We start from the raw sequence: 20,654 nt of genomic DNA, 5'->3' as shown, positions 1-20,654 counted from the left end.
AAACCTTCCCTTCCCATGCTTCACTACAAAACCTTTGGCGAAGGCAACGATGGCCCGCCACTCGTCATTCTTCACGGCCTATTTGGCATGCTGGATAACTGGCAGACGCTCGCCCGCCGCTGGGCGGAGCAACACACCCTCGTCCTGGCGGATTTGCGCAACCACGGCCGCAGCCCCCATGAGCCCGACATGAACTACGATCTGATGGCTACTGACGTAGCCGAACTGCTGGAAGAACTGGGCCACGACCGCTGTTACCTCCTCGGGCACAGCATGGGCGGCAAAGTGGCCATGCGGACGGCTCTGAAGTTCCCCGGTTTAGTAGAAAAGTTAATCGTGGTGGACATCGCCCCCCGGGCCTACGCCCCGGGCCACGCGACCATCTTCGCCGCCCTGGAAGCGCTAGACCCCTCCACGGTGGCTGACCGTAAAGAAGCAGCAGCCCAGATGGCGAACTACGTCAATGACCCGGGAATTCAGCTCTTCCTGCTCAAGAACCTGGCCCGTGACCCCGCCGGTGGCTACCGCTGGCGGATGAACCTGCCGGTCATCGCCGCCAACTATGATGAGCTCATCAGTGGAGTAGCCGGCCCGGGAGAGCGATTCCCTCACCCCGCGCTCTTTCTGCGCGGAGGGAACTCCGGTTACGTCAAGGACGACGATCTCCCTTTGATTAAGACACACTTCCCCACCGCAGAGCTGGTCACGGTTGCTGATGCCGGCCACTGGGTCCACGCTGAACGCCCAACGGAACTGATGGCGGCGGTGGATGCCTTCCTGGCTGGCTAACTTACCCTTGCATCCTGCGGCCGCGCCCGGGAAATAGTAGTGATAGTAGAGGTAGTAGTGATAGTTTGATCGTAGGGCACTACTACCATACTATTACTACTACCACGACTACCATACTAAACTAATCCCTCCCGCACCAGATCATGCAAGTGCAGAAACCCTTCGTAGTCACCTACCTCGTCGATCACTACCAGCTGGCTGATGTTACGCGTCCGAAGCAGATCGAGTGCCCGGATGGCCAGCGTGTCTTTATGAACGGTAATGGGGCTGGCGGTCATAATGTCCTGCGCTTTGAAATCACTCACATCCTGGTGGGCAGACAGCATACGGCGGAGATCGCCGTCGGTGATGATGCCCCGTAATTTCCGGCTTCCGGTCTCCACCACGGCAGTAGCCCCCAGCCGCTTGCTGGTCATCTCCAGCAGCACTTCCCGAATACCGGCCTGTGGCCCAACGGCTGGTTTTTCGTTGGCGGGGTAGAGGTCGCATACCCGGAGGTAGAGTTGTTTGCCCAGCGAACCGCCGGGGTGAAAACGCGCGAAGTCTTCGGCTTTGAAACCGCGGAGGGAGAGCAACGACATAGCCAGAGCATCGCCCATGGCCATCTGTAAAGTAGTACTGGTCGTGGGGGCCAGATCGTTCGGGCCGGCCTCCCGCTCCAGTGGGGTAAGCAGTACGTGGTCAGCCATGTTAGCCAGCGAGCAGTCAGGGCGGGTAACCATGGCGATGATCGGGTTGCCGGATTGCCGGGCGAGGAGAGCGAGCATTTTTATCTCTGCCGTTTCACCACTTTTGCTGATGCATAACAGAATGTCATCGGGCTGCACCATCCCGATATCTCCATGAATTGCGTCGGCTGCGTGTAAAAAAAGGGACGCTGATCCCGTAGAGTTCAGTGTAGCTACAATCTTTTTGGCTACCAATGCTGTTTTCCCGATGCCCGTGACCACAAGGCGCCCTTTACTGTGAGAAATAAGGTTTACACAAGCCACGAACGGATCCCCGATACTTTCGGTGAGTCGGCGAAGAGCTTCAGCTTCGATCTCTAATGTCTTTCGGGCAATTCGGGTGATCAGACTTGCATTTTTCACGTAAAAGTGTATTTTTGGGCCCCCAAAGAAAAGCCGCCTTGGTGGTTTATCGTGACTTTAGCGAAAATTCGCGGTCAAAAGCAAAGAAATAAATCTCTATACCCTAACTTAACGGACGGGCTTTTCCTGCCCACTTGAATTATCGCCTAAGTTTTACCCATTTTGTATTTTACCACGCTCACTGGTTGACTTGTCACCAGTTTTGGGCTTTGTTTATTTAATCTTCCGTTGCGGGGAACAGCATCTGTAGAAAGCGCAGATGCCCGGCAAAAGTAACTGAAACGTTCGGAGCAAAGCGAATTAAAAAATGACTGCGAAACCAGCCGTTAGCCACCTTGAACAGGCTTTATTTGATTACTTCGGCTTTGACAAGTTCAAAGGCAATCAAAAGGTTATTATTGAATCACTCTTTGAAGGTAAAGATACTTTTGTCATTATGCCTACGGGTGGTGGTAAAAGCCTCTGCTATCAGCTGCCCGGTTTGATGATGGAAGGTTGTGCCCTCGTTATCTCCCCTCTGATCGCCCTGATGAAAAACCAGGTAGACTCTATCCGGTCTTACGGTGAGAACGATGCAGTGGCGCATTACCTGAACTCCTCGCTGTCCAAAACACAGATGCGGCAGGTTAAAGAAGATATTACTTCGGGCCAGACCAAGCTGCTGTTTGTCGCTCCCGAAACGTTGACAAAAGAAGAGAACATCGAGTTCTTCAAGCAATCAAAGATCTCCTTTGTAGCCATTGATGAGGCACACTGTATTTCTGAGTGGGGGCATGATTTCCGCCCGGAATATCGCCGGATTCGGGAAATGCTCGATATGATCGAGCATAAAATTCCGATCATTGCCCTGACGGCAACGGCCACCCCTAAAGTGCAGTCCGATATCGTGAAGAACCTCCGGATGGGGGACGACCACAAGGTGTTCGTTTCTTCCTTTAACCGGGATAACCTCTACTATGAGGTCCGGCCCAAAGGCAAGAAAGACTATACCATCAAGCAGATCATTAAGTGCGTGAAAGAAGTCCCCGGGGAATCAGGGATCGTTTACGTGCAAAGCCGGAAAGCGGCCGAGGAAATCGCCGAGGCCCTGCGCGTTAATGACGTCAGAGCGGCCCCTTATCACGCAGGTCTTGACCCTAAGACCCGCTCCCGGACACAAGACCAATTCCTGATGGAAGACGTCGATGTCATCTGCGCCACCATCGCCTTCGGTATGGGTATTGATAAGCCGGATGTGCGTTTTGTGATTCACTATGACATCCCCAAGTCAATTGAGAATTACTACCAGGAAACCGGCCGTGCCGGGCGGGATGGCCTCGCGGGCCGTTGCATCGCTTTCTACGCTTATAAGGACATTCTCCGGCTGGAAAAATTCTTACGGGATAAACCCCTCATGGAACGGGAAATGGGCGCACAGCTCATGCAGGAGGTTATGGCTTACTCCGAAACAACGGCCTGCCGCCGCCGTTTCCTTCTCCACTACTTCGGAGAGGAGTATAAAGAAGAGGACTGTAATAAGATGTGCGACAACTGTCGCTACCCCAAGGAGCGGGTTGAAGTGAAAGACAAGATGGTCCATGCACTAAAGGCCGTTAAAACCCTTGACGAAAATTACCCCCTGAAAACCCTCATCGAATTCGTGCTCGGAAAAGAAACGAAGCAGATGAAAGACTACGGCTTTACGGAACGCGCCGGCTTTGGCGTGGGTAAAGGCGAAGAAGAAGTGCTCTGGAGTTCCATCTTCCGGCAGGCATTGCTGAACAATCTGGTACGAAAAGACATCGAATCCTACGGCCTCATCAAAATGACCGAAGAGGGGGAAAGCTTCCTCAAAAAGCCCGTAAGCTTCGAAATCCCGATTGATCACAACTTTGAAGATGAGCTGGCCGCGGATATGCGTACGGCTGCGGATGATGCCCGGGCAGTAACGCTCGATAAAGCACTGCTGCTGGCGCTCAAAGACCTCCGTAAAAAGGAGTCTAAGCGGCTGGACATTCCGCCCTTCGTTATCTTCCAGGATCCTTCACTGATGGAGATGGCAACCCGCTATCCGATTTCCTTGGAAGAAATGAAGAACATCAATGGCGTTAGCATCGGTAAAGCCCGGCGCTATGCAACGCCCTTCCTGATGCTCATCGAGAAGTACGTCGAAGAAAACGATATTGACCGCCCGTCTGACTTTGTCGTCAAGCAGGTCGCTAATAAGTCCAAGAAGAAAGTCAACATCATTCAGGCGGTAGACCGCAAGATTCCGCTGGAAGATATTGCTTCCGGTAATCAACTCTCCATGGACGAGTTGATGGAGGAAATGGTATCTATCGTGCACTCCGGTACCAAGCTCAACATCGACTACTACGTTGAAGAGGAAGTAGATGAGTACAGCCTGGAAGAAACCTATGAGTACTTCATGAGTGCGGAAACGGATGACCCCGATATCGCCTTTCAGACCCTGAAAGAGGATGACGTAACCATTGAAGAAATTAAACTCATCCGGATCAAGTTTTTGTCTGAGATGGCCAACTGATCCCTTCATCATTTGATAACAAAGACGTTACCGAAAAGTGATTACAGGACGGCGGGAAAACGAAGTATCGTTTCCCGCCGTTTTTATGCCTGCTAACTGATCCTTACTCCTTAGTCATGAAATTCACTCCTGCCCTTCTTTCCTGCTGTTGCTTATTGCTACTCTCTTCCTGTGGTTTGTTTAAGCCGGTGGATACTACCCGAACGGGAGGCCAAACACGCGCAGGAGATCGGCCAAGCCCAACTTCTTTCATCCGGACGGATATCGTCTCTCACGCACAAGACTTAATGGGCATCCGCTACAAGTATGGGGGTAATCGCCCTGATCAGGGCTTTGACTGTTCGGGCTTCGTCCGTTATCTCTACCAGAATGCAGGGATGAATATTGAGCGGGTGGCCAGAGATCAGGCTACGCAGGGGAAACGGATCAACTCCGAACGGGCCCGGCCCGGGGATCTGGTATTTTATAAGCGTAAGGACGGGAAGCCGGTTTTTCACGTCTCCGTAGTCGTGCAGGCTACCCCGACGGAACTTTGGGTCATTCACGCTACGAGCAGCCGGGGAGTAATCCGGGAAAATGTGCTCTCTTCCAGTTACTGGCGTCCGCTGATCTATCAGGTGCGGGATGTGCTGAATTAGCTTGTTCTATAAGCCGCCCCGGTTAACCTGACTCTTATTACCGTAGCCTTGCCGTAGCTCCTGCCGCCGCATGGGCATCCCGTCAATTAATTCCAGCAGTACAGAAGGAGGCGTGAGCGTGTTCCGGGCACGGAATTTTTCTGTGCTGTCCAGACCCACCACGATCAATTCAAACTGCTTTTCATCGGGGCTGAAGTGTTGGTGGTATTGGCGGGCTAGAGACTCCTCCAGAAAACGCCCGGTATTTTCGTATTCACCATTGGGGGTGATGGAAATGAAGAGTACATCCCGTTCTTCGAAGGCCTCGGATTGCTCCGCAAGCAGACTCATCTGTTGAAGAAAGAGTGGATCGTCCGGACTGGGAGTAAATAGCAGGACGAGGCGCGATTTCCATTGATAGGTGTTCAGGAATTGGGCGTCCATCATGGCGGGGGTGGTGAGCAGCAAGGCCAGGCTTAATAGTAGCGGTTTCATATCGTTAATACGCAGATAGCCACGATTGTGTTTGCGCAGAGGCATAGGGCCTGTTTGGGCGGGAACCGCAGGTGCAGGGCAAGTTAGGAGCAGCAAGGGGGAAGGCCGAAGGCGAAAAGGCATCTCCGAAGGCTAAAGGTAACCGGACTCAATCATTGCCTTCCAGCGCTACCATCAGCGCCCGAAAGCTGGCGGCTTCCTCATACATCGAATCGTTATAGACCGTTGCCCGCAGGCGAAGGTTATGGACGAGGTCGTCGCGTATCTCCAGTTGGATGGTGATGTTCCCAAACTGCTGTTGAATGGGGTTTTCGTCGAGCTTAATGCGTGGCTTCAGGTAATGCCGCTCCTGCGTTTCGACCCAGTCTTTACGGGAGAAAAGCCGCCGGTCAGAAATGTCAGACCGGTAGTTGAGGCTCTGGATGCGCTCTTTGAGAAAATCAAAGAAGTGCACAATGTCAGCCTTGCTGTAATTGAGTTCCTGGAGATAAATGACGAAGCCCCTGGAACTGTCGGTGTCCAGAAAGCCCAGCCCCTTATCGATGGGCAGCCCTTCGAGGTGAAAGGTGAATTGCTGATTGAGCCAGTCCAACAGGCGGCGGCTGTTGTGGGTCCGCTTCCAGCGCTCAAAATCAGCGATCTCCTCCGGAGAACGAACGATGAGCTCATGGATGGCCGGCTTTGCTGGCGTACTCTCTTCCGCCTGGCGGAAGAGGTCGGCGATGTTGTCCCAGAAAGCCATATCAGAATAGTTGTAGCGTTGAAAAATGGTAGCGTCAGAAATCCAGCGGTGGCCGGTGCCGCCGGCCGCTGAAGTCGGTGATCTCACCACGGTAGGCCATTTCCCTTTCGGGGCTGTAGCCAAACTCTGCGGCGGGGAGTGCGCGATTGAGGGTTTTGGTAACGAGCTTGACCTCGTCCGGCTTCAGATCGAAGGCATGGATGTCTCCTTCACGGTCTACCATATAGAGGGTAGCGTTCGTGGTCGTTTTAAAACCGAAGGGCATCCGCTCGGTGATCAGGCTGTAGACCCAGACGATGGACTCGGGCTGATCTCTTAATCGGCGGCGGAAGCCGACGATAGGTTGGACGGTGAGCAGCCGGTAGAGCCACCACAGCGCAGCGACAGAAAGGGCACCCCCCACCAGCGGTAGCCAGGTGGCCCGCATCACGACCGATCCGATGGCCAGCAGGATGCCGCCAATCATCAGGCCGATAGCAACGACCTGCTGCTGGCGGCGCTCGCGCTCAAGACTTTCCCATAAAGGCTGGAGGCCGGGATGTTTTAGGATACGTGGATTAGACATCTGCCCGGTTAACGGTTTATGGCCCGAACTGGTTCCGTTATTTTCCTGGTACGGAAAACTATTTTCGGAGGCGTTTTATCCCCTTGCTCTTTTAGCCCTCCTGTGCACCTGCGTAATGCGCCCAAAAAAGTGCCTGCTACAGCAGTTTTATCCGGGGAATGGTTTTATGCCCGAATACCAGAACAATAACTGCCCTCCCGAACGTTAACCACCGTACCTACACGTAATCGTATGCACGACATTGAACCTCACTTCGGCTGGCGCGACCGCTACCGCGCTGAAGACGATGATGCCTCTCCGTTCTTCGGGCGGCAGTACAGCGAATTTGGCTTTAGCAACCGCGTTTATAACTACCTGCTACACCCGCAGTGGGATGAGTTCGGGGCGGAAACCCTGTACCTGAAGCTTCTCTTTGTTGACTACGACGAAGGCTACGCCATCATCGAATTCATCGGTGAATGGAACGATGCGGTACACAATGACATCATGCACCTCAAGCGCGAGTTCGTAGACCAATTGGTGGGCAACGGGATAAAATATTTTGTGCTCATTATGGAGGGTGTCCTCAACTTCCACGGAGACGAAGTGGATTATTACGAAGAGTGGAACGATGAAATTACCGACGAAGGCGGCTGGGTTGCTCTGCTGAATACCCACCCCCAGGTAGACGATGAGCTGACGCAGACACGCCTGGACGAATACCTCCACTTCGGTCAACACCTTAACGGACTGACCTGGCGGCCCCAGAAACCTCACCGGGTCTTCGAGGCAGTGGAGGGGCTGATCCAAACGGAGGTGAGGCGGGTGTATTAATACTTCGGGGTGTTCAGTCGGTGGAACTGAAGCTAACTTACCGCGACCTTTTTTTCTATTTCCATAGCCGGGCTTCCATTGGCCGGTTGCTTCTCCATTTCAACATTGGGGGCAGAGGAAATACCGTTGCGCATCACAAAAATGGCGGGAACAACAAGTAAGGCTGCACCCAGCGGCAGTATCGTCAGCGCACTGGTGAAAAACTCCCCGCAGGATAGGACCGTTAAGATGATCACCGTCGCAAAGGGCAGTGAACAAGCCAGGACGTTAAGCGCCAGGTCAACGTTAAAAACGGGCTTGTCCTTTTCGCCGCGCATTCCCTCTACGGCGGACATGTGGGCGAAGGGCCAGAAGCTAACGGCAGACTGGGGGAAAATGACCAGCAGCAATACCATGGCGGGCGCCATGGCCGGGAGTAGTAAAAGTGCAATTCCACTCACGAAGAAAGCAATGCCCGAGCGAAAGGCCAGTACTCTCAGAATCAGGGTCATTTCGCGCCGCTCGAAGCGAACGGCCATGCCAATAAAGAGCAGAACGATTGGGGTCATGAGTGCCGCGAGGCGAACAGCGGTTGTTTCCAGAAATCCGGGCAGAGAAGAGATGTTAAGCCCGAAGCTCAGCATCAGAATAGCGGCTACGATTACGAGATTGACCGGCTCGCGCAGAAGCGAGAGCCCGAGGTCTTTGAGTTTTTCCTTCCGGTCAGGGTTGCCGGAGAAGGCCTCAGTAGTTGCCCGCTGGCCATAATACCAGTTCATAGCGATCAGGTAGAGGATGATGAGCACGAAGACTTTGTTGCCTACATCCGCCAGTGCAGCTATGGCCAGGGGTTCGTCTCCCAGGTACTCCATGACAAAGGGAAAGCAGCTTAGCCCGGGAGCCAGGGAGGGAATGAGCATCACCATGGTCCGGAAATCGGAGGTGCCGGTAGTAAAGCCGAGCTGTGGTAAGGCTTTTTTTGCTGCGTAGAATAAAATGAAGTTGAGGGCTAATGCTCCGACGGGAAGCAAAAGCAGCTCTGCGGAAATTTTTATTTTCAGGAGTGCTACAAAGATGGTAGCGGGCAGAACAACGGAAAGTATGAGCACTTTGATGCCCTTGAGGTCTTGCTTGCCGTTAATCTTTTTTTGTAAAAAATAGCCGGCGGCAATAAGGAGCAGGAATACGAGTGTTTTTTGGAGTGCTGGATTCATGAGTGTAGGCTATTGGGCTAATTGTTGAAAAGATGGGGAGAGGCGAAATATCTTCCTCCCCCCAATCCCTCATGAAAAACTTAAACGAGTACTTCTTGGAGAGTAGACAGGAACAAGTCCATCTCTTCGGGCTTGCCCATACTGACGCGGCAATAATCATCACCAAAAATGTCGAAGGCTCTCACGCCAACGCCTTTGGAGAACATGGCATTGAGGAAGGCCTTCCCTTCCATTTCGATGGGGAAAATCATAAAACTGGTGTGGGATGGAACGGGAGAAAAGCCCATTTTTCTGAGCCCGGCGACCGTTTGGGCGCGAGCATCTGCTGTTCCCTTGACGCTCATTTTTTGGAATTCAGTGTCTCCCATGCTCGCCATGGCGCCCATCAGGCTGGTTTTACAGAGACTCATGTTCCCCCGCCAGATGCTGTTAACTTTTTTGAGCATTGACGGTAGCATAACGCCATAGCCGATGCGCAGACCAGCCATTCCATGTACCTTGCTGAAGGTGCGGGCAACCACCACGTTCTTCCCTTCTTTGATCATAGAAACCATGGACTTGCTCTTGTAGTCGGGCAAGAATTCCAAGTAGGCTTCGTCTACGAAAATGGTGGTATCGTCAGTAGCTACTTCCCGGATGAATTTTCGGATGTCGTCGGAGTCCGTCAGCGTTCCGGTAGGGTTGTTGGGGTTGCAGATGTAGACCATCTTCGTGTCCTTATCTACCGCCTTTTTCATCCCTTCAAGGTCGTGCGCCCAGCTGTCGGTTAGCCGGACTTTTTTCCATTCAGCCTTCATGGCCACCGCCGTCTTGATCAAAGACATGTAGGCGGGGTCAGCGGCAACGAGGTTACCTCCGTTCATGAAGTGCATGATGGCCATTTTTTCGAGTACATCCGAGGAGCCAGGGGCCAATAGAATATGATCTTCGGGTACGCCCTCGAAGTCAGCGATCATCTTGCGCAGGTTTCCCGCCGCTTCGTGTTGGTAGCGGTTACCGCTGACGGCAGCTTCCATGATGGCCAGTCGGGCATCCGGGCTGGGCCCCCAGGGGTTCTCGTTGGCCAGCAGGCGGGCCTTCAGTTCGGGCCTGGCCATAGTGTGAGCCCGTTCCCATTCCAGGCTGGGCATGATTTCCCGCACAGCAGCATGGCGGGGTAGCAGGCCAGGGGCGGCCTTCAGGGCGAAAGGAGCAGCGGCCAGACCCGCACCCGCGAGGGTTGCTTTGCGGAGCCAGTTACGACGGCTGAGGGAGGAATAATCAGACATGGATGTGTACGGTTTAAGTTTAAAAAAAGAACTTGAGTTAGTGGGTGCTCTAAGTCAACCAAATAGATTTTACAGGTTTTTCAGGATGCGGAAAATCTGGCCATCATAAGTGCCAGTCCATTCCAGCCGTGTTACTCCCTCCAGCTCAGTAGCGGGCATTTCAAAGAGGGTAGTACCGTCAGCTGCCGTGACGATGGTTTGCAGCAGGGCGCGGTTCTGACTTTCTACGCGAAGCTCAAGGCCCGCAACGGGGATGGAGTCAATACCGATGTTTTGATCAAGGATGCCGCTCTTGTCCAGCTCGTAAAAGGTGCCCGTAAAGGCCACCATGCCTTCAGCCGCAGACGTTTCGGAAATGAGGCCCAAAACGGGAGATTCAACAACGGTGAAGGCTAGTTTTTCCTCCACACAAGAGGTCGTGAAAAAGAAAAGTGCCGCAGCAAAAAGGTATAGTATGTTTCGTCTCATGACGCTTGTTTTTTAGTTTGATAAATTAAAGGGGAGGCTTAAATGGAGCGCAACCTGCAACTTGCAACTTGCAACCTGCAACCTGCAACCTGCAACTTGCACCCCACACCCCACCTACTCCACCCACCAAAGCGTGGTCAGCTTATTGTCCGGGCCGCCATTCATGCCTACGCCTTCTTTGACGTTAGCCAGGTTAAGGCTGTACTCGGATTCCGGGTACTGCAGGCGGGTGGGTACCTGCCCTTCGTTTTCGAAAACTGCGCGTGGATCAGGGGCGGGTAGTACGGGGAATCCGGTGCGGCGGTATTCCGTCCAGGCTTCGATACCCTGGCTAAAGAGTGCTTTCCATTTTTCTTCGATGATCATTTCCATATCTACGGCGGAGCGGCCCAGCATGTAGTCTTCGGGCATGTCCACTTCAAACTGCTCGAAGCTGGAGGCAATGGCTCTTTCGAGATAAGTCATGGCATCCTCGCCGGCGGTGTAGTCACCATCCATGGTCGCTTCAGCAAGAATGAAATTCATTTCAGCGAAAGTGATCAGCGGAACTGGCGTGGTCTCTCCGGTGAAGAAGCTTCCCGGACGGGAGGCGGTGGTGAAGTAGGCAACGGCGTCTCCTTCGGGCAGCCCGTTAGGGGCGCCGGCATATTTTCCGGCAAAATCTCCTGCCTGCGCCGGAGTGGCAAAACGCGTCAAACGAGGATCGGTGGCATTCCCTTCTCCGTCAGTCATGGCGGCGACGAGGGTAGTGGAGATGCTCCAGTCTTCGCGGCTGTCAAAGACCATCACTTCGTGCCAGGTGTTGTTGTTTTCATCGTTCTGGCGGGTGGTCGGGTTGAAAAAGGAAGCGTCTGCCGTACCCGTGAAAATGGGGTAGGTAGCGGGGTCTCCCATGATTTCAGCGAAGATGGCCCGGCTTTCAGCGGGCTTCACGGCTGCCTGCCGGTTGGCCAACCGTAGCCGCAGGACATTGGCAAACTTCTTCCACTTGATCACGTCGCCGTCAAAGAGAATATCTTTCAGGATCGGATCACCGGAAGGGTCGAGCGCCAGGGAGGCTTCTTTGAGCGTTGTTAACATTCCGGCATAGACGTCTTCCTGGCTGGTATAGGCCGGAGCCAGATTGCCTTCGGTAGACCCCGTGAGGGCAGAGGTATATGGAATTGCGCCGTAGGTGTCCGTCAGGACCGAGAAAATATATTCCCGCATGATGGTGGCTACTGCGGTGTAGTTTTCGTTGAAGAACGGACTTTCCGGATTACTGGTCAGGGAAATGGTCGTATTCAGGTTGATCAGGCTTTCGGTGTAAAAGCCATCCCAGGTATTGCCACGCAAGCTGGCATCAGGGTTGTAGGTGTCGCCTTCATTGACGTACTGGTTACGGGCGAAATACTGCATCCAGAGCATGCCGCCGTCCAGGTTGAGGCGCTGCAGGCGTGTTCGGTGGCCATGAATACGGTCTACGGCTTCCCGGACGGCCAGCGGGAAAACAGTACTTGGTGGGACGGCCTCTGGCTCGTTGGGGTTCGCATTGAGGTCCTCAAATCCGGCATCGCATGCCAGCAGCCCGATGGCCAGGCAGAAGAGCAACGTATGGCGAAATAAAGAAGAAAAAGTCATGATGTATTTTTTAGCGCCGGGGCCTTTGAGCGCCCGGGCGAAGTGTTAGGAATAGCAAGCACTGCTGCTTGGAAAAACCATTCCTTGCACCTGCGTTCTGCGCCCGGCTTCTGCAGCTCTTTTGGGCGCAAACGCAGGTGCAGGGAAGGTTAAAACGTAAGGTTTAGATTAACCCCGAAACTGCGGGTACTCGGTATGGTCGTGTAGTACAGGGCCCCCTGAAGGTTGCCTCCGTAGATGTTGAACTCTGGGTCGATATTGGAGTGGTTGCTGTACAGCATCGCCAGGTTACGACCGATGACGGATACAGATGCCGCGCGGATGAAGCCCAGCTTTTCAACCATTTTCGAAGGCAGGACGTAGCGAATACTTGCCTCGCGCAACTTCACGTAGCTGGCATCAAAGATGGCCCCTTCGTTAGCGTAGCGGACACTAAGCGCACCAAGTACGTTACGGGTAGGAGCCACCACGTCATTGGCTACGTATACCGGGTTTTCATCATCGCCGATGTTGACGGCGCCAACGCCAATGACGCCTTCTTCCCGGCCGAGTGCGGTGAGTGGATAAACGCCCGTCTGGTATCCCGTAGACGTGCTTTCTTCGGCAATATCACCCCCAATTTTTGCGTCAATAAGCGCACTGATGGATACCGGCCCAAGGCGGAATTCATTGCGGAAGCCGCCGATCCAGTCTGGGGTTACGTTACCCAATATTTTCAGGTCAGGGTCCTTTACCGCAATACCATCTTCGTAGATGACTTGTCCGTCGAACTCGCCCCCTTCTACCCGTGCGTAACCGCTACCGAAAAGCGTGCCGAAGGGCTGGCCAACCCGCGCCTCCAGGCTAAGGCCCCGACGGCTGGAGAGTACGATGGTTTCCAGCTCGTTACCATTGTCATCCGTAAAGAGTTCCAGCACAGAGTTGCGGTTGCGGGCGTAGTTAAGGCTGACATTCCAGCCGAAATTGGGATTGTCCACCACGGCACCATTCAGCACTACTTCTACGCCACGGTTACGGATCTTACCTGCATTGAGCAGCTTAGAGTCATAGCCCGTAGCGCGGGAAACGGCTACACTGATGATCTGGTCCGTTGTCGTCTGTTCGTAAAGGGTGACGTCGAGCCCGATGCGACCGCCCAGGAAGCGAAGGTCAGCCCCTACTTCTTTACCCGTTGTACGCTCCGGCCGCAGGCCGGTACTGGCGATGGTGCCTTGCTCCGTGAACAGTGGTGTGGTTGCGTCCCAGCCAGTGGTGGGGTCAAATACCTGCGTCAGGCGGTAGGGGTCTGTATCCGAGCCTACCTGTGCCCAACCCACTCTCACTTTGGCGAAAGAGAGGAATTTACTATTGATGTTCAGGGCATCGGTTAGGATGCCACTCAGGCTTAAAGAAGGGTAGAAGTAGCTGTTGTTCTCTACCGGCAGGGTGCTTGACCAGTCGTTACGCGCTGTCATGTCCAGGTAGAGGAAGCTTTTGTAGCCGAGACTAGCGGAACCGAAGAAACTGTTCACTTCCTTTTCTTCAATACGACTCACGTTAGTGTTCTGAGAGGCATTGTTGGCCACATTGTAGAGGCCGTTGATGGTGGCGTCGTTTACGCCAATGTAGTTGCGCTTGAAGTAATTAGTACGATGATTGCCACCTGCCTGGGCGGTAAGGCTGATGTTTTCCCCAAAGTAGTTGTTGTAGCTCAGAATGAAGTCGACGTTCGTCTCCTGGCGGCGCAGAACGTCCTCATTGAAAGACTGGGTACGTTCGGTGTTGGATTTGATTCGTTCGTTACGGGTGATGGAGCGGCGGGTGTCCGTCCACAGGTCCGTACCTCCCCGGACCATCAGGTTGAGATTAGGCAGGAACTCGTAGGTGAAGGCGATGTTACCCAGGAAGCGGTCCTTGTCGTTCGCCCGGGTGAGGGTTTCCTGTTCGTAGAAGCGGTTGAGGGCGAAGGAGTGTTGCCAGTTGGCGTATGGGTACTGATCACTCTCACGGGTGATGTGAACGTCCATGAATTGTTCATAGTCGCGTAGGAGTCCCCAGTCGTCGTGGCGATGATGCCAGGTGCCGAGCTCCCACAAAACGGGCTGTTGGCGGTTGTCGGAGCCGGATTTTATGTATTCGGTGCTGACACTGACTTTTAGCTTTGGGGCCAACTCCTGATCCAGGTTGAGGCGGAAGTTATTTCGCTTATAGTCATTGTTGTAGAGAATGCCCACCTGGTCCACATTGCCGAAGCTGAAGCGGAAGTTTCCGCTGCCGTAGTTGTTGGAAATACTCAGTGTGTTGTTCAGAGTCTGTCCGGTTACCCAAAAATTGTCCCAGCTATCTTCAACGGGTACAAGCGGAGCGGTTTCCTGGCCAGACCACCAGGTGCGGACGAGGCGGCCATCCATTGGTGCTCCCCAGCTTTCATCAACGCCAGCCGTCCCTACGAGCGGAGCGTCGGGATATGCGGCACGAAATTGTTCCAGTGCGAGCTCATCGATTTCCACGCCACCGTTGCGCCCGTCAGCGTACCAGCTGACGCGGCCGGTGCCTCCGCCGTAAATGTTCTGAAATTCAGGTGTGATGAAGGGGTTTTCAGTAGTGTAACTACCGGAGTAAGAAATGGTCAGCCCCTCAGCCCCCTTTCCACTTTTGGTCGTAACCAGAATGACACCGTTAGCGGCGCGACTCCCGTAGAGTGCTGCAGCGTTGGCACCTTTGAGTACCGTGATGGACTCAATGTTATCCGGGCTGACTTCTGAGATGCCGCCGCCGTAGACATTGTTGTTTGATGCACCTTCAATGGGGGCCGCAAAGTCTCCTTCCATCGGGACGCCATCAATCACGTAAAGCGGTTGGTTATTGCCCAGAATGGAGGAGTTGCCCCGGATGGTTACCTGGGAGCCTCCTCCGGGGACGTTACCAGCGGAGACCTGCAAGCCCGCTACTTTACCCGATAAGCCGTTGACGACGTTGGTACTGCGGGTTTCGGCGATCTCCTCGGATTTGATATCCTGTACGGCATAGCCTAGTGCTTTCTTTTCCCGTTTGACGCCGAGGGCGGTAACGACTACTTCGCCGAGTGCGACACTGGATTCTTTCAGGGTTATCTCGAAAATCCGGGTACTACCGACGGGCATAGTAACCGTCTCGTATCCGGTGTAACTGAACAGGAGAGCTTTCGCGTCATCTGGCACGGTCAATGAAAACTTCCCGTCGTAATCAGTGACGGTTCCGATGGTTGTTCCCTGAACAATGACGGAAGCTCCGATGAGTGGGTCATTTCCGTCGGTAAGAGAGCCCGTAAGCTCTTTCTGTCCCAAGAGAGTAGTCGTGAAAGCCAGTAGAAAAAGAAGTTGTAGAATGGGTAGTTTTTGTCTCATAATCTAGTGAAGTTTCATCAGTGAAATGGTTCTGAACAGTGTGCTTTGAATAGTCTGGTACCCTTCAATTCTTTAAAGCTGATATGTAACTTGGTATGTAGAAGCTATGCTAAAGGTGGCATGCCGGCAATAGTAAAATCAATTCATAATGGAGGGGATTTTGTGATGGGGTAAGTGGCCACTTACCCGGTTTTTTCGCTGCTGTGAGGAGGGGCGCAAACACCTTTTTTGAAAGTAAACCTTAGTAGTTACTTACCTTTGAGCCTGAGCTGACATACATTTCACAAATGCAATCACATTGTTATGGCTATTGCCAAACGAGAGCTGCTGTTGGCTTTAATAAATTCGCTGGACCGATCGGAAAAGCGTTTTTTTACTAATCACTACCAGCGTCGGGGTAAGGATGAAGACGATAAGTACTACCGTCTGTTTCAGCATTTGGCTGCGGGAAGAGATCTGGCAGATCCGGAGTTGCGCCGGGATCTTGGGATAACGGATACCGGCAAAATGGCCAATCTGCAAAGGCACCTTTACAGTTTGCTTTTAGAAAGTTTGCGCCGGCAACACCGCCGCCATGATCCGGTTATTCAGGTACAGGAGGACCTGGATTATGCTCACCTTCTTTATGATCGTGGGTTGTATCTGGAGGCTTTGGTTCTATTGAAACGGGCTAAGCAGCGGGCGAGGGCTTTGCACCTGGATTTACACCATATTCTCATCCTGGAGTTTGAGAAAATGATTGAAAGCAGGCATATTACCCGCTCCGAAGAGAAGCGGATGACGGAACTGACGGCGGAGTCCCGCCAACGTCAGGCGATTCAGGAAATGACTACGCGGCTGTCAAATCTTCAGCTTACGCTGCAGCGATACTTTATTGAAAAAGGCCATGTGCGTGGACTGGTGGAAGCTCAGCGGTTTCATCAAATGTTTTACCACAACTTCACGGGGCCATCTTTCGGCCGGTCAACGTTTCGGGAGCGGATTGGTCGGTGTCGGGCACTGTTTTGGTATCATTACTGTACGACACAACTCGACGAAGCGGCCATACATGCCCGTGCGTGGATGGAAGAGTTTGTGAGCGAGGAAACGCTGAGAATGAGAGATGTCAGTTTGTATCTGAAGGGGATGGACCGCTGCCTGATGCTGGCATTTTTCCGGGAGAATGAGCAGGAGCATCAGGAGTTCTACGAAAATTTACTGGCGTTTACGAACTCATTGCCAGCGAGCCGGCAGTCGCGGAATATTCTGCGCCAAAACAAATTTCTGCACCTGCGGTCGCGCCTCAATCAGCTTTTACTGGACGACTCGAGGCAGATGACTCTTGTGGAAAAAAAGGAGTTTCCTGATGAAATCAAGGAGTTGCGAGGCGTTGACCGTCATAAAAAGCAAGTGTTGTACTATAAGCTTGCTGCACTTTTTGCCATGGACGGGGATTATTCTTCAGCGCTTGATCAGTTATCTCCCGTTTTGGATGATCGCCAGCCCCTGCGGCGGGATACTGTAGTTTACAGCCGACTACTTTTTTTGCTGTGTCATTTTCAACTTGGGAACCGGGAACTTGTGGGATATGGTATTAATAACCTGGCCCGATATATTGGGCGAATCAATTATTCAAGTAGTTACCCCCGTCATATACTTACCCTGTTGAGGTCCTTACAGCGCGGGGTGAATGCCGGTGAAGCCCTGCATGTTCTGGAGCAGGAAACGGTTGCTTTAGCGGAAGATCCTTGCGAGCATAGAGACTTACGGTACCTGCCCGTAAAAAAGTTGCGCAGGGCCATTCATGCGATTACGGATCGGGAGACCCCCTAACTCTTGACGCTACTAAGCCAGCAAATCGCTTATATTGCCACGCTTTTAGCATACACTCTACACGACTTACTACCTCATATCATGCAATTACAAGGGATCGACCTGATCATTTTCGGTGTTTACATCGTCGGTGTTATACTTTTTGGCATTTGGATCGCCAATCGCGAAAAGGCCGCCACGGCCAGCGATTATTTTTTGGCAGGCCGCAGTCTTCCCTGGTGGGCGGTTGGAGGTTCACTCATTGCTTCTAACATTTCTGCGGAGCAGATTATCGGGATGAATGGCTCGGGCTTCGAGCTCGGACTTGCTATTGCTACCTATGAGCTGATGGCAGCGATTACGCTCATTATTGTCGCTAAATTTTTGTTGCCGGTCTTCCTGAAAAAGGAAATTTACACTATGCCACAGTTCCTGGAGGAACGCTATGACGGCACGGTGCGCACGATTATGTCGGTGATGTGGATCGCGCTCTTCGTCTTTGTCAACATCGCTACGGTAATATACCTGGGAGCGTTGGCCATAGAGCAACTACTCGATGTGCCACTGTATATGGGTATTATTGGTTTGGTACTTTATTCTGCCTGTTTTTCCATTTTTGGTGGCTTGAAAGCGGTAGTTTGGACGGATGTCGTTCAGGTTGTTGTACTCCTTCTTGGAGGAACGATTGCCGCCTGGGGAATTCTTAGTTTCGTGGGCGACGGCAGTGTTTTTGCTGGTATTTCGGAACTATACCGGGCCTTACCCGGACACTTCGAGATGCTCTTTGAACCCGATGATACGTTTATCAGCAAAGCTGCTACAACCGAGCTGGCCACGGGGGTCGACTTCGCTGGTAACCCAACGGAACTGGTTGCCGGAGATGAAATACAATCCAGTTTTAACCTGCTACCGGGTATGGCTCTGCTTTTGGGTGGAATGTGGATTGTGAATACCTATTACTGGGGCTTTAATCAGTACATCATTCAGCGGGCGCTGGCGGCCAAGAACCTGCCTGAAGCGCAAAAGGGTATTGCCTTTGCCGCCTTCATGAAGTTGTTTATTCCCTTCTTTGCCGTCTTGCCGGGCATTGCTGCTTACTATTTGCTTGTTGAAAAGGGCATTGATGTGGACATCGACAAAGCCGACCAGGCATTCCCGTGGGTATTGGGTAATTATGTAGGAGAAGGCTTCCGGGGACTTACTTTCGCGGCCCTGGTGGCTGCCATTGGCTCTTCAGTCAGCTCTATGGTGAACAGTGCTTCTACGATCTTTACCATCGACATTTACAACAAATTTATAAACCCGGGGGCCAGCCAGAAACGACAGGTGACAATGGGGCAGATTGCTGCTGCAGCCTCCCTGATTATCGGGGCTATTGTTGCCCCTCAGTTAGCAGGAGCCGGGCAGGTATTCCAGATTATCCAGGAATACACCGGCTTCCTGAGCCCGGGTGTACTGGTGGTGTTTATCTTCGGTATGTTCTACCGCCGGGGAACATCTAAAGCCGCATTGGTGGTCATCCTGCTGGGCGTACCACTTTCGCTTTTCTTTAAGTTTATCATGCCCGATCTGGCTTTCCTTGATCGGATGGCCCTGATGTTCCTCATCTCTTCCGCCCTGATGATTGGCCTGAGCGCCGTGACGAGCAAAGGTGGAGGCGTAGCTAAGAACACCGCAACTGCTGAAGGACTTGTGAGCGACATGAAAATTCGTAATGGTATTGCGTTGATCGTCATCGTTATTGGTCTCTGTACCGCCATTCGCCTCTTCATGCAGCCCGTACCTGGTGTGCCGGACTGGGCGGTTTACCTCTTCGGAATTCTTTCCGTAGCCGTTCTGGCTCTGATCTATACTGACAAGCAGGAGGACGATTACAAGGCTATCGACCTGGAACCTTCACTCTTCCGTACACGGATGGGCTTCAATATTGCTGCGCTGGCGGTAATCTTGATTTTGGCGTTGATTTATGGTTTCCTCGCGTAGGGAGTCAAGGGGGCAGAGAGTCAGATAGTCAAGCAGTAAGAAAGTCAAACAGTCATGGAGTCATTGCGTACTACTTGACTGTTTGACTTTCTTACTGTTTGACTTTTAAGACTGCTTGACTATATCTCCGTCAGCGCTTCCCCCACCTCTTCCATGAAGGTTTTGAATGAATCGGGGTACGTTCCCTTCTCGCTTAGCGTCCAGCCGCGGATGTTACCGTCTTTGACGATAATGAAGTAGGGACAAACACCATCGTAAGCCATCTCGGGGCACTGGAAACCCGGAGGCACTTCACTCATAACGTTCTCTTTGAAGTCTTCGGCCAGGCGCTGCATGGCCTGCAGGCCGGTAGCCGATTTAAGTGTTTTAAAGGTGTTATCATTTACCGTAGCATCAGCGTTGCCGGGGTTATGCTGGTTGACGGATTCGTAGAGCTTACCGTTTTCGAGTTTGTAGGCTGGCCCACCACCCCAGCCGCCGGTGTAGCCGATGAGGTAGGAGGTTGTGTTCTCCGTGTGAGCTGAGGTGCTTAGAGCCGTTGGCTTGGGAGTACAGTTGCAGAGGCCGATCGCCAGTAATAGAAAGAGTAGTTGTCTCATCGCTTTAGTTTTCTGGGAAACGTTGGACAGGGAGGGGATGTTGGTCAAGTGGCTCGTGCTATTCATACGGAGAATAATGAGGAAACGCAATCCGTCCAAATAAGTAACTTGCGCAGCATGATAACTCTGCCTGCATTACTTCAGGAGAACTTCTGTATTGCCCCGCCGAAAGCGGCTGAAGTAGCTGCTCTTTTTCGCGAAGATTACCTGGAAAAAGGAGACTACTTCCTCCGGCAGGGGCAAATGGTTCGCAAGCTCGCATTTCCCCGGATTGGCCACCTGCGTGGGTGGGCGCCAACGGCAGATAAAGACGTTACCCAATGGATTTTTACGCCCGGCTACTTCGTCGCCGATCTTAACCCACTCTTCTTTGCCACCCCCGCCCGCTGGAACATACAGGCGCTCGAAAACTGTCAGCTCTGGACGCTCCCCGAAGAGCATTACCTCCGGATGGGAGAGTTGATCCCCAACTGGGAAACGCTGGAAAAGGAATTTCTTGCCCGCTGCTTTATGACGCTGGAAGACCGGGTGTTCAGCCTGCTGTCCTTGTCCGCACGGGAGCGCTACGAAGCCCTTTTGGCTTTTAAGCCCGGGCTGTTTGAATCTGTCCCGCTGCACTATCTGGCGTCGATGCTGGGCATGACGCCGGAAACGATGAGTCGCATCAGAAAACGAGATAATTCCGGCACTTGACTTTTGTCAAGACGGAGTAGTGGGGTAGGGCTGCACCT

The 20,654-nt window shown here is 52.8% G+C and carries 17 protein-coding genes; 7 read left to right on the top strand and 10 right to left on the bottom strand.

The window, feature by feature from the left end; all coding sequences use genetic code 11:
* Positions 1–15 precede the first annotated feature (15 nt).
* Entirely contained in the window at positions 16–789 is a 774-nt protein-coding gene (locus BM123_RS10780) for an alpha/beta fold hydrolase (protein ID WP_090168162.1), read from the top strand.
* 116 nt (positions 790–905) lie between these two features.
* Here BM123_RS10780 and BM123_RS10775 read toward each other — a convergent pair whose 3' ends face one another.
* Positions 906–1,880, bottom strand: a complete 975-nt coding sequence (locus tag BM123_RS10775) for a KpsF/GutQ family sugar-phosphate isomerase (RefSeq protein WP_090168160.1) — start codon at positions 1,878–1,880, stop codon at positions 906–908.
* 307 nt (positions 1,881–2,187) lie between these two features.
* On the opposite strand from BM123_RS10775, the gene BM123_RS10770 reads away from it, so the two are divergent.
* Both BM123_RS10770 and BM123_RS10765 read left to right on the top strand, forming a co-directional pair.
* The gene (locus BM123_RS10770) at positions 2,188–4,404 is read left to right on the top strand and encodes a RecQ family ATP-dependent DNA helicase (RefSeq protein ID WP_090168158.1); all 2,217 of its coding nucleotides are present in this window, start codon (positions 2,188–2,190) and stop codon (positions 4,402–4,404) included.
* 116 nt (positions 4,405–4,520) lie between these two features.
* Positions 4,521–5,042: a C40 family peptidase gene (locus BM123_RS10765; RefSeq protein ID WP_090168156.1), complete on the top strand. Its 522-nt coding sequence runs from the start codon at positions 4,521–4,523 to the stop codon at positions 5,040–5,042.
* A 6-nt stretch (positions 5,043–5,048) separates the two neighbouring features.
* Here BM123_RS10765 and BM123_RS10760 read toward each other — a convergent pair whose 3' ends face one another.
* From BM123_RS10760 to BM123_RS10750, 3 genes are all read right to left on the bottom strand, one after another.
* The gene (locus BM123_RS10760; protein WP_217642155.1) at positions 5,049–5,561 is read right to left on the bottom strand and encodes a DUF4174 domain-containing protein; all 513 of its coding nucleotides are present in this window, start codon (positions 5,559–5,561) and stop codon (positions 5,049–5,051) included.
* Between the two features lie 103 nt (positions 5,562–5,664).
* On the bottom strand, positions 5,665–6,345 hold the full coding sequence (locus tag BM123_RS10755) for a hypothetical protein (RefSeq protein ID WP_245748505.1): 681 nt from the start codon (positions 6,343–6,345) through the stop codon (positions 5,665–5,667).
* Positions 6,293–6,823 carry a hypothetical protein gene (locus tag BM123_RS10750; protein WP_090168151.1) on the bottom strand — a complete coding sequence of 177 codons (531 nt, stop codon included), beginning with the start codon at positions 6,821–6,823 and terminating at the stop codon, positions 6,293–6,295. The genes BM123_RS10755 and BM123_RS10750 overlap by 53 nt, the downstream gene beginning before the upstream one ends.
* A gap of 231 nt (positions 6,824–7,054) precedes the next feature.
* Between BM123_RS10750 and BM123_RS10745 the strand changes: the two genes are divergently transcribed.
* A complete protein-coding gene (locus tag BM123_RS10745) occupies positions 7,055–7,636 on the top strand; it encodes a hypothetical protein (protein ID WP_090168148.1) in 582 nt (193 codons plus the stop codon).
* Positions 7,637–7,668: 32 nt separating this feature from the next.
* Here BM123_RS10745 and BM123_RS10740 read toward each other — a convergent pair whose 3' ends face one another.
* The 5 genes from BM123_RS10740 to BM123_RS10720 all read right to left on the bottom strand — a co-directional run bounded on the left by BM123_RS10740 (position 7,669) and on the right by BM123_RS10720 (position 15,550).
* Positions 7,669–8,829: an AEC family transporter gene (locus tag BM123_RS10740; protein ID WP_175489326.1), complete on the bottom strand. Its 1,161-nt coding sequence runs from the start codon at positions 8,827–8,829 to the stop codon at positions 7,669–7,671.
* An 80-nt stretch (positions 8,830–8,909) separates the two neighbouring features.
* Positions 8,910–10,097, bottom strand: a complete 1,188-nt coding sequence (locus BM123_RS10735) for a pyridoxal phosphate-dependent aminotransferase (RefSeq protein WP_090168146.1) — start codon at positions 10,095–10,097, stop codon at positions 8,910–8,912.
* A 69-nt stretch (positions 10,098–10,166) separates the two neighbouring features.
* On the bottom strand, positions 10,167–10,565 hold the full coding sequence (locus tag BM123_RS10730; protein ID WP_090168144.1) for a hypothetical protein: 399 nt from the start codon (positions 10,563–10,565) through the stop codon (positions 10,167–10,169).
* Positions 10,566–10,679: 114 nt separating this feature from the next.
* Positions 10,680–12,185: a SusD/RagB family nutrient-binding outer membrane lipoprotein gene (locus BM123_RS10725; protein ID WP_090168142.1), complete on the bottom strand. Its 1,506-nt coding sequence runs from the start codon at positions 12,183–12,185 to the stop codon at positions 10,680–10,682.
* A gap of 149 nt (positions 12,186–12,334) precedes the next feature.
* Positions 12,335–15,550: a SusC/RagA family TonB-linked outer membrane protein gene (locus tag BM123_RS10720; protein WP_090168140.1), complete on the bottom strand. Its 3,216-nt coding sequence runs from the start codon at positions 15,548–15,550 to the stop codon at positions 12,335–12,337.
* 303 nt (positions 15,551–15,853) lie between these two features.
* Here BM123_RS10720 and BM123_RS10715 point away from each other — a divergent pair, with 303 nt between their 5' ends.
* Positions 15,854–17,362 (top strand): hypothetical protein, encoded by a 1,509-nt coding sequence (locus BM123_RS10715; protein ID WP_090168137.1) that lies wholly within the window; start codon positions 15,854–15,856, stop codon positions 17,360–17,362.
* Positions 17,363–17,443: 81 nt separating this feature from the next.
* Positions 17,444–19,324, top strand: coding sequence for a sodium:solute symporter family transporter (locus tag BM123_RS10710; protein WP_090168134.1), 1,881 nt, complete (start codon positions 17,444–17,446; stop codon positions 19,322–19,324).
* A gap of 119 nt (positions 19,325–19,443) precedes the next feature.
* On the opposite strand, the gene BM123_RS10705 is transcribed toward BM123_RS10710, so the two are convergent.
* The gene (locus BM123_RS10705) at positions 19,444–19,923 is read right to left on the bottom strand and encodes a hypothetical protein (RefSeq protein ID WP_090168132.1); all 480 of its coding nucleotides are present in this window, start codon (positions 19,921–19,923) and stop codon (positions 19,444–19,446) included.
* A 117-nt stretch (positions 19,924–20,040) separates the two neighbouring features.
* Between BM123_RS10705 and BM123_RS10700 the strand changes: the two genes are divergently transcribed.
* Positions 20,041–20,616 carry a Crp/Fnr family transcriptional regulator gene (locus BM123_RS10700; protein WP_245748503.1) on the top strand — a complete coding sequence of 192 codons (576 nt, stop codon included), beginning with the start codon at positions 20,041–20,043 and terminating at the stop codon, positions 20,614–20,616.
* The last annotated feature ends 38 nt before the right edge of the window (positions 20,617–20,654 follow it).

This window comes from Neolewinella agarilytica, assembly GCF_900110645.1.
Taxonomy (GTDB): Bacteria; Bacteroidota; Bacteroidia; order Chitinophagales; family Saprospiraceae; genus Neolewinella; species Neolewinella agarilytica.
Note: the sequence above shows the minus strand (reverse complement) of the source record. Positions and strands in the feature narration are given on the sequence as shown.